General features: G+C 42.6%; 13 protein-coding genes. 5 read left to right on the forward strand and 8 right to left on the reverse strand.

The annotated features are described in order from the left end of the window. Window positions 1–153: 153 nt before the first annotated feature. Window positions 154–1,566 (reverse strand): hypothetical protein, encoded by a 1,413-nt coding sequence (locus QUB68_RS13460; RefSeq protein WP_332993067.1) that lies wholly within the window; start codon window positions 1,564–1,566, stop codon window positions 154–156. Between the two features lie 77 nt (window positions 1,567–1,643). On the opposite strand from QUB68_RS13460, the gene QUB68_RS13465 reads away from it, so the two are divergent. Further along, complete coding sequence (locus QUB68_RS13465; protein ID WP_332993069.1) at window positions 1,644–2,669, forward strand: hypothetical protein; 1,026 nt, start codon at window positions 1,644–1,646, stop codon at window positions 2,667–2,669. Between the two features lie 140 nt (window positions 2,670–2,809). Here QUB68_RS13465 and QUB68_RS13470 read toward each other — a convergent pair whose 3' ends face one another. Then, a complete protein-coding gene (locus QUB68_RS13470; RefSeq protein WP_332993071.1) occupies window positions 2,810–3,133 on the reverse strand; it encodes a TMEM14 family protein in 324 nt (107 codons plus the stop codon). Window positions 3,134–3,259: 126 nt separating this feature from the next. Between QUB68_RS13470 and QUB68_RS13475 the strand changes: the two genes are divergently transcribed. From QUB68_RS13475 to QUB68_RS13490, 4 genes are all read left to right on the forward strand, one after another. After that, entirely contained in the window at window positions 3,260–4,564 is a 1,305-nt protein-coding gene (locus QUB68_RS13475; RefSeq protein ID WP_332993073.1) for an ATP-binding protein, read from the forward strand. 238 nt (window positions 4,565–4,802) lie between these two features. Next, complete coding sequence (locus tag QUB68_RS13480; RefSeq protein ID WP_332993397.1) at window positions 4,803–5,249, forward strand: tellurite resistance TerB family protein; 447 nt, start codon at window positions 4,803–4,805, stop codon at window positions 5,247–5,249. A gap of 153 nt (window positions 5,250–5,402) precedes the next feature. Continuing rightward, window positions 5,403–5,810 carry an acyl-CoA thioesterase gene (locus QUB68_RS13485; protein WP_332993074.1) on the forward strand — a complete coding sequence of 136 codons (408 nt, stop codon included), beginning with the start codon at window positions 5,403–5,405 and terminating at the stop codon, window positions 5,808–5,810. Window positions 5,811–5,906: 96 nt separating this feature from the next. Next, window positions 5,907–6,875 carry a putative 2-dehydropantoate 2-reductase gene (locus QUB68_RS13490; protein WP_332993075.1) on the forward strand — a complete coding sequence of 323 codons (969 nt, stop codon included), beginning with the start codon at window positions 5,907–5,909 and terminating at the stop codon, window positions 6,873–6,875. 76 nt (window positions 6,876–6,951) lie between these two features. On the opposite strand, the gene QUB68_RS13495 is transcribed toward QUB68_RS13490, so the two are convergent. From QUB68_RS13495 to menA, 6 genes are all read right to left on the reverse strand, one after another. Continuing rightward, entirely contained in the window at window positions 6,952–8,445 is a 1,494-nt protein-coding gene (locus QUB68_RS13495) for a 2-succinylbenzoate--CoA ligase (protein ID WP_332993077.1), read from the reverse strand. Then, a complete protein-coding gene (locus QUB68_RS13500; RefSeq protein ID WP_332993079.1) occupies window positions 8,436–9,437 on the reverse strand; it encodes an o-succinylbenzoate synthase in 1,002 nt (333 codons plus the stop codon). The genes QUB68_RS13495 and QUB68_RS13500 overlap by 10 nt, the downstream gene beginning before the upstream one ends. 144 nt (window positions 9,438–9,581) lie before the next feature. Next, the gene (gene menH, locus QUB68_RS13505; protein WP_332993082.1) at window positions 9,582–10,427 is read right to left on the reverse strand and encodes a 2-succinyl-6-hydroxy-2,4-cyclohexadiene-1-carboxylate synthase; all 846 of its coding nucleotides are present in this window, start codon (window positions 10,425–10,427) and stop codon (window positions 9,582–9,584) included. Window positions 10,428–10,429: 2 nt separating this feature from the next. Then, complete coding sequence (locus tag QUB68_RS13510; RefSeq protein ID WP_332993085.1) at window positions 10,430–10,846, reverse strand: retropepsin-like aspartic protease family protein; 417 nt, start codon at window positions 10,844–10,846, stop codon at window positions 10,430–10,432. Then, window positions 10,843–11,088, reverse strand: coding sequence for a hypothetical protein (locus tag QUB68_RS13515; protein ID WP_332993088.1), 246 nt, complete (start codon window positions 11,086–11,088; stop codon window positions 10,843–10,845). The genes QUB68_RS13510 and QUB68_RS13515 overlap by 4 nt, the downstream gene beginning before the upstream one ends. 147 nt (window positions 11,089–11,235) lie before the next feature. Next, entirely contained in the window at window positions 11,236–12,132 is an 897-nt protein-coding gene (gene menA / locus QUB68_RS13520; RefSeq protein ID WP_332993090.1) for a 2-carboxy-1,4-naphthoquinone phytyltransferase, read from the reverse strand. Window positions 12,133–12,137: the final 5 nt, after the last annotated feature.

A 12,137-nucleotide genomic window follows, 5' to 3' on the forward strand; every position in this document is an offset into this window, starting at 1 on the left:
TTAAGTTGACAATAATGGGTATTGCCTAAGTCCGGCACTGGAATCTGCGACTTTTAATAATTAGTATAAGATTGAGGATTGTAGCAAGACTTTTTTTAATTGGTATCAAAAGAACGAAGAAGTCAGTTAACAGTTGTCATTATCACCTGTCATTTAATTGCAGTAATTAAGCTCATTTTCTAAGGATTTGGGAAAGTGCCAAGCAGGTGTTTCTAACTCGTCCTCAGTAGGATAATTTTCAGTTGAATCCTCTCGACTTTGAAAAAAGTAGTAGAGATTAGCCACAGTTAAATCTGATATTTCTTGCCAATTCGAGGCAGCTAAAGCTGGATAGCCAGTGGCGATCGCCTGCTGGCCAACATAAAATTCGTATCCCCGGCGCAGTTCCGGCTTCAGGGCGAAGGCTAGCTGGTCGCGCAAGGAGAGAAAGTGAGACTTTTGCTTTAAATTTTCATAAAGTGAAGGTTCCGCAGCTAATACCGCAAATGTAGTGTGAATGCTGGTTTTTAAATTATCGCCGCTGAGTTTATCTAAACTAGCTAACTGGTGCTGCTCTTTGGGAGACAAAGTTTGCATCCAATCTACCTCATTTTGCCAAAATTCTATTACACTTAGATCGTGACCGAGAATCCTGGTAACTTCTGGGAATAAAAAATCTAGTTCTGATTGCGATTGACATCCTTTAACAACAGTTAGAAGATCTTGACGAATTTTTGATTGAAGTTCGAGCAGCCGCGAACTCACCATATCGTAGGCCCGCTGCAACTGAAACGTGACACCTATCGCCAGATCGATCGCCCAAACACATTCCATTTGCCGGATCTGTCCGGCAGAAGACAGCCCCTCCAACAAACCCGGATTATCATAAATTTTCAAAGCCTCAAACAGCATATCCCGCCCGCTATTAATTTCGGAATTCCGAAGTTTGATATCGGGTAATGTTAGGGCTGACTGGCAGCGTTTGATAGCTTTAGAAAAAATATCGTAACCGTTAACCAGTTTCTGGCGGTGCATTTCAAAACTAGAGTCATGAGCCACCTTAAAAATTTGCTGGATCACGTCTACTCCCCGATCTTTGAGGATGTGTCGGAGATCGATAAACCCATCTTTAATTTTTAGCTTCTGGTGCTTTGCTTCTTCTCTGATTTTTAATACTTGGTCGAAGTTTACTGCTGACAAAACTGTGCTCGATACAGCGCCAATACCAATGACAGCAGCAGTCGCTTGCATCACAGCCAAATTAATTTTCAGACAGTTAAGCATTCTGTATATTTTTTGAAACCCCTGATGAGTTTGAGCAACCTGCAACGGCGCGATTGTCACGTACACGGGAGCTACGAGGGGCTGTACGGGCCCGCCTCCGGCTAACTGTGCGAGCAATCCTAGAACTCCGCGCTCGGATTTAGTTGCAGTTGTTGATTGATAAAAGATTTTTGCGAGCTCCACAAACTCCCCTGTCACCGGATCTCTAGCAGCAGGGAGCAATTTTCCTGTTTTGGTGGCAGGCTGTACCAGGTTGCCAGTATTGAGTCGATCCTGAGTTGCAGGGGTGAATACATAATCCATGTTGTGACTGAGTTTGCATTCAAAAAGGCAGATGTTCTGTATTGTATGCTATTTAGGGAAAGGAGGCATCAAAGGAAATGAATGAGTATCTCAAGGTATTTCAGGCTATTTCGCAGTTTAGCGATCGATTACTCGCAGACGAATATCAATCCGTGGAGATTAAACAGTCAGCTACCCACCTCAGCTTAGATGTGGAACCTTGTATTGAGGAAATTAAGCAGTCTGCCCTCAGACTCAAGGAGTTACTTCAGGTATGTTTCAAAGATGTATCTCAGGCTGAGGATGTCTGGAATAGCAAGCCGAGAATTGCTTCTTCATCTGCTGTTGAAGTCTGGGAGCAAATTGGCGAACTAAGCGGCTGCGATGTGAGAATTCGCAGTTTAGGAAAACAGGGCAAATACGATACTGTTGTTAAAGTTCGCAAATCCTGGAGCGACAAAGCTACAAAGTTAAAAAATCAGTGGTTTTTGTGGGATAAAAACCATCAAGTGTTTCAAAGAGATAATATCGGTTTTTTTGAAAAAGAGAATTTGCACAAAGAGTTGCGGAATGAAGTTGACTACCAGGCAGAGCGAGTGATTTTGATTGTGGAAAATGAACTGAATTTAATTTTCAAAGAATTACAATCAATTGATATAGAAAAAGTTGAATTTTGTATTGAATGCTTCGACCCCAAGAGTCAATCGAGATTTAGAGAGCGACTGCAATCAATAGGTGGCGAGATTGTGTCGAAGTTTACGGAACCTCTAAAATATTTGCCGGAGTCGTATTTGAAGACTTTTAAAGAAACGCTGAAAGCTCCTGTAGAAATTCTGGTTCATAAAAGCAAAATGGGAATCAGTTTGATCGATTTTGAAGAGTCTTGTAAAGTGATTGGGTCAATCCTGGATAATTTGATTTTAGAAATCTTTGAAGACCGGATCAAACTGGCAATTCAAACAGTTGAAAAAGCGATGATGTTCTACAATAAGTTTTTAGAGAAGCAGGCGCGGTACCAGCAAGAGACACCGCAACAGCGAGCGGCGGAAAAAGATTGGATTGAATACCAGCGGCAGCAACTCAGGGAAGTTGAGCAGTATATTGAAGCTGTCATTAATCATTAGTCATTGGTCATTGGTCATTGGTCATTGGCCAAACAGGGCATTGGCCAAACAGGGCATTGGGCATTGGCCAAACAGGGCAGTAGTTAACAGTTAACAGTTAACAGTTAACAGTTAACAGTTAACAGTTAACAGTTAACTGATTATTGATATTGACCGCTGAGTTCGTAAACGATCGCGCCCAAAGACGCCAAACTAGCTAAAATCAGCATTCCAGCGGGCATAAACTTGCGAGTTTTGACCAGCCGTAAAATAAAAACTACTACTAAAACAGCGGAGATAGCTGCTGCTAATGTTAAACCCCAACTTTGTCCCATGAGTTGTGCGGTGCCGGCAAAAATTAGCAGCGAACCGCTAATCAAGCCTGAAATCAGCGAGGCTTGGCTTTTGGCCTTGATGTAACCCATGATGCCGCCAACCAGTGTCAAAACGCCGTAGCCGATCGCCGCTGCTGTACCTAAATTCATTTTTAATGCCCCAAATTTCACTCTTTGCATCTAAGTTTATACAGCGATACCTGCAATTGCGGTCACAAATTGTTAGAAAATTTATTAAACCAAGTCAGAGTATCTAACTGTTATAGAATTGCCATTATGTCAGCCCTAACTTCTGGCGCGATCGCCCAAATCCGTTACCTCCAACGCCAAGCAGCATCCCTGCTGCTGTATCAATCGGTGATCAAAAGCCCCGCAGGTCAAGCTTTTCTCGACTTGCTGCAAGCTCTCCACCACAGCGAAGTCAGCGGTTTTGACTGTCAGGTAGCCTACGGAAACTGGTTCAAAATTCAGGCTGCTCAAAATCTGAGTTGGCAAGATTCGCTGATTTCCGAAATTCTCAAAGACGAAAACCCCTTTTCTCGCCGAGCTCAACAAACAGATTTTGCGAGTTTGCCGCCCGCTTTGGTGGAAGCCGCCCGCCATGATTTACAAGTGCTGCAAAATATTTACGAATGCAGCAGCGAACAGTTGAGCAAGTGGCTGCGGGTAGCAGGTCAACTTGACGCAGTGCCTCCGATTTGGCATTCCGAAATTGTCGCAGAAAACGCCAATTTACCGCTGTACGAGAAACTCGAAAAATGGTCGCTCGCTGCGGAATCTTTGGCAGTTTATTACCGACAGTTTGGTACGGGTTTGTTTGCCGAATATCGCGCTTTTGGGTGGCGATCTGGGCAGTTGGCGAGTATTCCGCATCCCGATCGCATAAACTTGAAAGAGTTAGTTTGCTGCGATTGGCAGCGGGATGCTCTGGTGAAAAATACGGAGTTTTTGCTGGCTGGTTATCCGGCTTTGCACGTCTTGCTGTACGGGAGTCGCGGTTCGGGTAAGTCTTCTTTGGTGAAGTCGCTGTTAAATGAATTTGGATCTCGCAATTTGCGCTTGATTGAAGTATCTAAATCTGACTTGCAAGATTTGCCGCTAATTGTCGAGCAGTTGCGCGGAGTTCCTCAAAAGTTTATCATTTTTGTGGATGACCTTTCTTTTGAGGAAGATGACGATGCTTTTAAATCTCTGAAAGTGGTTTTAGAAGGAAATGTCACCGCCAGGCCTCAAAATGTGGTAGTTTATGCCACATCTAACAGGCGGCATTTAATTCGAGAGTTTTTTGATGACAGGCCTCGCCCCCGCGACGGTGATGAAGTTCACGCTTGGGATACTGTGCAGGAAAAACTCTCATTTAGCGATCGCTTTGGCTTGACTTTAACTTTTGAACCGGCAGATCAAAACACTTATTTAACAATTGTGCGACATCTGGCTGAACTTGCTGGCATCAAACTCGCTGTTGAGGATTTAGATCACCGCGCTAAGGAATGGGCAACTCGTCGCAACGGGCGATCGGGGCGCACTGCGCGACAGTTTGTTGATTTCCTAAAAGCAGATTTAGCTTTGTTTGATAAGTAGATCGTCTGCGCTCTTGTGGGCGGGTTTTACCTGAGATATTGCAAGGCAATTCAGGCTCTGAATCAACCCGCCCTTGCAGCGCCGAAGGGCTAAATAAAAAATCTTAATTTTTTCATAATTTTATTGAGAAGAAATAACTAACAAGATTTGATATAATTGGCGAAATCCCGCAGAAACCTCCAGAGTCCAAGCCCGTCGGGACTCCATGAATCCACCACTACATAATGAGGAAAATATCATGGGTTTATTTGACAAAGTATCGCAGACTCGCCAACAAACTGACGTAACGTTAGGGCCTGCTGAAGCATTTGCGGCGATCGCGCTAATTGCCGTAGCAGCCGATGGTTACATCAACGACAGCGAAAGTAAAGCGATTAGCATGACGCTATCTCGGATGCAATTGTTCCGCAGCTATCCAGATGATGTGATGCGAAAAATGCTCGATCGTCTCCTGACTATTCTGCAACGGCAAGGAGTTCAGGTACTGTTTAATGCGGCTTTGGCAACGCTTCCTGACGAACTTAAAGAAACAGTTTTTGCTGTGACAACTGATATCGCTTTAGCAGATGGCGAGGTTTCAGAAGAAGAAGAACAACTTTTGAACGATCTTTACTGTGCATTGGATCTTTCCGAAGAAGTTGCGCTGAAAATTATAGACGTAATGTTGATTAAAAACAAAGGTTAAGACATCAGGGGAAGGAGTGAGGAGGGCGAGTTTGAGAAGATAAAAAATTAGCGGCTGCTTAGTTAGCAGATCGCCTTTCCAAAAGTTCGGGTTTACCGATATGATGGTTGGTAAAATTTAGCTTTAATTGGCGATCGCCCGCTACTACCTCAAATGCCTTTTTCTTACACCCGCACTGTGCGCTTTCAAGATACCGATGCTGCTGGAGTCGTTTACTTCGCTAACGTTTTGGCAATGTGCCACGAAGCTTACGAGGCATCTCTAGCAGCATCGGGAATCAATCTCAAAGCATTTTTCAGCAATCCTTCTGTTGCCTTTCCCATAATTCATGCTAGTGTAGATTTTTATCGCCCAATGTTTGCGGGCGATCGGCTGACGATTCAACTAACACCCAAACAAGTTGCTGGCGATGAATTTGAAATTGCCTATCAAGTATTTTCGGAGGAAGTTGCAGCAAGAAGCGCGGCTAAAGCTCTTACTAAGCACGTCTGCATTGATGCAGTGACGCGAACTAGAAAACAGCTATCTGAAGACTTAATGCAGTGGATGAGGCAATTTTAGATTTGATATTTCCGATAACTTCTATCTTTAAATAATAGCAGGGAATGACCGTCAAATTTCAGTTTTGTTGATAATTTATTCTAACTTTTTGATATTATGACAAATCGCAATTATGCCATCGTCGGCACGGGAGCTTTAGGCGGATTCTACGGTGCTCGGCTGCAAAAAGCAGGTTTAGAAGTTAATTTTTTGCTACGCAGCGATTACGAGATCGTCAAAAAACACGGTTTGACGATCGAGTCTCCCGAGGGCGACTTCACCCTCGCCCACGTGCGCGCCTACCACGACGCGCACAAAATGCCTCAGTGCGACGTAGTAATTGTGGCGCTGAAAACCACACAAAATCACTTGTTGCCGAAAATTTTGCCGACTTTATTAAAGGATAACGGCGTGGTTTTAGTATTGCAAAACGGATTGAATACCGAACCGGAAGTCGCTAAAATTGTCGGTGCCGAGCGAGTAGTTGGCGGACTATGTTTTCTGTGTTCTTATAAAGTTGGGCCCGGTCACATCTGCCACCTAGATTACGGTACGATCACGCTGGGCGAATATGCCCAAGACTACAAACCCATCGGTATTACTGATAGATTGCACCAAATTGCTAGGGATTTTAAACGCGCTAAAATTCATATTAAAATGAGCGAAGATTTACTGTTATCTAGGTGGAAAAAGCTGGTTTGGAATATTCCTTATAACGGGCTGTCTGTGATTTTGGATGCGAGAACCGACGAACTTATGGCGAATCGGGATACTCTGATTTTAGTCGAGCAAATCATGGGGGAAGTGATAGCGGGGGCCAAAAGTTGCGATCGCATTATTCCCGATGACTTTATCCAAAGTATGCTGGAACACACTCACAAAATGAAGCCTTACCGCACCAGCATGAAAATCGATTACGATGAATCGCGGCCCCTGGAAGTTGAGGCGATTTTTGGTAATCCGATACGGGTGGCCCAACAAGCAGGTATTAAGTTGCCACAAATAGAGGTACTTTACCGAATGTTGAAGTTTGTGGATGTTCAAAGGCAAGAAGCAGAAAGGACGAGAAGGCTGTTGGGCTTGTAAGTAGAAGGAAGTTCGGCAACGGATTATGTAACGGATGTAACGGATGGGTAGGGAAACAGCATTGCCGTGTCCTCCTTTATTGATATTTTATCGCAATTTGTTGCAATTGTTCTAGATTAACTTTTCCTTGACAATTCCGGGGCAATTGTTCGACGACAATCCACTTTTTCGGCCGCTTAAATTTGCTCAACTTATCTTCTATTCCTGCTTGTAAAGCTGTGACAGTAACTGCGGGATTTGTGGGGACATAAATTGCTGTTACTATTTGACCCCAATCTTTATCTAGCAAACCAATTATAGAAACATCAGTCACTAAATTAGTAGACTTAATAGCTGCTTCGACTTCCGCCGGAAATACGTTTTCGCCACCAGTGATAATTTTGTCGCTGTTGCGTCCGACAATATTTAGGTAATTGTTTTCATCAAAGAATCCTAAGTCGTCTAATTGCAAGTATTTGCGTGAAGCGAAGCTATCCCGCAGGGAATCGCCAAATTTGTCTGGATAATAACCCAAGGCTAATGATTTAGCATTTACTGCAATATTCCCAACTTGATTACAACACAATATCTCGCCCTTTGAACCACGAATTGTTACTTGAGCATGGGGCAAAATATGACCAGAACTATTATTGCCTGCTAGGAAATCTGCGGCTTTGAGTGTAGCAATTTGCGAGGCGGTTTCTGTCATGCCGTAAGTTAGAGCTAATTTGATTTGATACTTTCTAGCTATGTCTAAAAGTTCTTGCCAAGCGGGAGCACCGCCCAAAAGTACGGTATGAAATCGGGAAAGCCAATTAGCTGTATCGGGATTTTGTAGCAGGCGTTGCAGTTGAGTTGGAACTAAGGAAATGAAAAATTGTTCTGGTTCAATATGGGCTTTTTTACCATTTTCTAATTCTTTGAATGGCTTAATTGCCAGTTTTCCTGCGGTAGTAAAGGAACGCATAAATTGCATTAGACCGCTGACGTGGTATAATGGCAAAACGCAGAATGAGTTAATTTTTTCAAGTTCAAAATATTGTTGGAAACCTTGGACTGAGGCTGTGAGTGTTTCCCAAGTATGGATGGTAAAACAGATTTTTCCCGACGAACCGCCGGTGGGAATCATGATCGTATCAAAACCGTTTTTACCGGGTGAATGGGATTCCGGCGAATGGAATTCGGGTGAATGGAATTCCGGCGAATGGAATTCGCGGCTATACAAACTAAGTCCGCCTCCGCGGACTGGGAGAGAGGGAAATCTTTTTTTTAAGTCAGTATTTTGTCCTAAAATTATGTCTGGTTGGACTAAATTAAAGACTTGTTCCCATTCTTGTTGTACCCAGTTGGGATTGCAGAGAAAAATCTGGGATTTGGTGGCACAAGCTGCGATGAAACTGGCAATAAATTGGACTGGTTCTGATTCTGCTATGAAGATTGTTTGCGGTGTTTGCGGTGATTGATTTTGGGTTAATTGCTGAAATGTGCGATCGACTATTCGACCAATTTCGCAACTATCATCACCAATTAGCCAATTATCGGGTAATTTGGATGCGATATCCAGAATATTTGTTGTTACATTTATTGCCATAGATGCTTTAACCAGGTTTCTTGATTTTTGTCGTCGAACCAGTCATCGGTACCGAAGCCTAATGCTCTAGAATTAAGAGATAATTCTGTTGCTAAATTTAATGCTGCTTGTCTGCCTATTTGGGTTTCAAATACTGAGGAGAAAACAGCGTCTATATTGTGGGTTTGACAAAATTTCCGTAGTTGGGATGGGGAACCAGCGATCGCAGGTTTAATGACGAAAATTCCGCGCCAGCCTTGATTGTAGCATTCTTGGATGCGATCGAGATTGGCGACTGACTCATCCAGGGCGATTGGAGTTTTGTACACAGCACTCAATGCTAGCATTTCATCAAATTGTGGTACAGATAACGGCTGTTCTAAAAATTCAATCTTTACCGAAAAGTCGGGAATCTCTAAAATATTGTCGCAAGTTTTTAGCCATGTTTCAGCTTGTGAGTAATTGAGTCCACCGTTAGCATCTAATCGCAAAAGTGCTTTTTTGCGATCGCCCAAATCATCCATTTCCTTAATTAACCGCTGAAAAACCTTTAATTCTTCCTCAATAGCAGCAACGCCAATTTTCCATTTAAACGTCCGAAATCCCTGTAACCAAAGCCTTGGTAAAACCTGCAAAGCTGTTTCACCAGCAGGTAATAAACCGCTGCACAGATTTTTGGGAATTTTGTCTTGACGGAGTGCATTTCCGACTGCTTCGGTGAGATTTTCCCAAGCTGACTCAAAGCCAAATTGACAAGCTGGTAATTCAGCGGAAATGGCGAAAATCATCTCTGATGAAATATTAGCAGGTAGTTGGTGACAATAATCTACAGCTTGGTCAAAGGTTTCGGAACAAAACCAACTCAGCGGGGCAATTTCTCCCCAACCAATTCGACCATTTTCGTCAATAAGCCGCAGGATAATTCCTGATCTAATATCCCAAATGCCGTGACTTGTTTGCAGTGGACGCTTAAATTTTCGCTGATAGGCGCGAAACTCAAATTTATATAACATTTGTGTTTTAGTTAATCATGAATAAGGCCTAAGAAACCGGGTTTTTACCTGATTTGTCGGTGAAAACGAATAATTTTCGTAAAAAACCCGGTTTCTGACTATCCGTTAAGGCCTAAGAAACCGGGTTTTTACTTAATTTGTCGGTTATGACGAATAATTTTCGTAAAAAACCCGGTTTCTGACTACCCGTGAATCATAAAATTGTCTCACTATTTCGACAAATTCATCAATATTTTCAAAATGGATGTTGTGACCGGCTTTTGGTACAATCTTGAGACTGGCTGCGGGACATAAACTGGCAATTTCGGTATTTATAGTTGTAAATTTATTATCGTATTCTCCCACTAGCAAGAGAAGAGGGATTTGATTTTGTGCTAGTTGTGCCCAGAGTGAGGGCTGGTTGCCGGTTCCCATGTTGCGGAGAGATTTGGCTAATTCTAAGGGATTGTTTGCTAAGCGGGCTTCGATGAGTTGGTGAAATTGGGGAGATTTTTTTAAGGATTTGAATAAAGGGCGATCGTACCAGTTTAAGATAAAATCTTTGATGTTGCTATTTTCGAGGTTTTGTGCTGTTTGTGAATCGGCTTGTCGTCTGTGCGATCGATCTTTTTCACTCTTCAATCCGGGAGACGCGGACTCTAACACGACTTTCTCGAATCTTTCAGGAAAATGTAATGTCATGTACAGCGCCAATCGCCCGCCCATTGAATAGCCTAATAAAAAACATTTGTCTATTTGTAAGTGCTCTAATAAGTCGATCAATGCTTGGGCTATATTTGACATATTGTAGCAACTTTCATCGCCACTAACTCTGGTTTTTCCGTGACCGGGAAGATCAACAGCGAGACAACAATAACTTTGAGATAGTAAGGAAATGATTTGGTCAAAGTCTTGACTGTTGCAGGTAAATCCGTGGAGTAATAAAATTAGTGACTGATTTTTGTTACCAGTTAAGGAATAGTGAAATTGATAATTTTTAGATTTTTCCATATTTACTGAAATCTAATTTCCGCATCGCCAACAGATATGACTGCTTGAAAACGAGTGAGAAAATCCATACCAATAAGACCATTTATACGAATATTTGGTGGTAGATTATGGGCAACTATCTCAAAATCTTCTATTAGTTGACCCACACAATTAAACCAAGATACATTAATTACAGGAGCATAAATTCTTCCTTGACCTGTAACTAATTCTTGTCTGCGTAAAGGATTGCCAGTATCATAACCCAAATTTTGTAACACTTCAACTGGCAATATTGTGAAGCTAGATCCCGTATCTACCAATAAACGCACCCGCAGAAAATCGCCCCCTTCTCTACTGCCAATAGTTGCTTGCACGGCTAGCAAATTTTGCCCATAACGCAACAAACGGTAGGCTTTCTGATAATTGGGCATTTTCGTCATAACATCACTGCTAGGTTGTCAGGTATCAGTCCAGTATATTCTATGGCTACAGATTTTCCATTCCTTAATGAAAGCTTACTATAAATTTCATCGCGTTCTGTTGCATGGGCTAAAACTTCACCTCGAATTACACTTAATTCTTCGTCTAATTCAGGATTGACGATGAGTACCCACTCATCAGGATACAGACTAAAAATTTCTTCTAGGGTTAGGATTTGGCTAATTTCTACTGGCGTGCTCATGATTTGCTTCTCCATGTTGGTGATTCAAGATCAAACTGTTTGTAGTAAGGACTTTAGTCCTGATTGACTAAAATATTAGAAACAGGACTAAAGTCCTCACTACGAACCGTACTTCTATTTTACCGAAATTTTCGATAATCGCCAAATCTACAAAACAAACCCCAGCGCCAGCAGCAATCCGCTCGAAAAATGCAGCGCGACTGCGATAAACTTACAGTTGCTGACTTTGGCTGGTTGGTCGTGATAGTCTGTGACATGGCGACAAAGGTCGATCGCAAATGACAAACTCCCAAAAATCAACAGCGTCCAAATTGGGAACATTCGCAACGCCACAAACAGCACAGTCAAAGCATAAATGCTGCCGCACAACCACTGCAACAACCGCGCACCTTTTTTCGTACCAATTCGGACAATCGGCGATTTTTTTTCCGCTGCCAAATCGTCCTCAACTTGATGGAAGTGAGAACAAAATAAGATGATACTCGTAGTAATTCCCACGATTGCCGAAGCCGCAAAATTAGTCGCAGACCAAGTTTGAGTTTGACTGTAATAAGCAGCAGCTAAAGCTAGCGGCCCGAAGGTGAAAAAGCAGATAATTTCGCCTAAACCCTGATAGCCAAGACGAAAGGGCGGGCCTTGATAGGTGTAGCCGAGGGCGCAGCACAAAACTACTAGCAAAATTACTGTTGGGTCTTTTTGCCACCAGGAAATACCGCAGATTCCCGACACTCCGACTGCTAAAAACAGATTTGCCAGCCAGAAAATAAAAGCTTTATTTCCGGTTAAGTTGACCAAGGAATGTGCTTTATTTTTATCTATCCCTGTTTCGGAGTCAAATACATCATTCGTGAGATTCAGCCATGCTATAATTAAAATGGCTGAGATTAAAAATGTCGAAAATATTGACGAATTAATCGTTTTAGTTTCGGCAAAAGCAATTGCAGTTCCTACTGAAATAGGAATCACGGCAACGCTGTACATGGGCGGCTTGATTGCCGCCAGCCACAATTTACTATTTGAACGCTCAATTAACTTTGTTGTCATTACAC

It is taken from the genome of Microcoleus sp. A006_D1 (genome assembly GCF_036702805.1).
In the GTDB taxonomy this organism is placed as follows: domain Bacteria; phylum Cyanobacteriota; class Cyanobacteriia; order Cyanobacteriales; family Microcoleaceae; genus Microcoleus.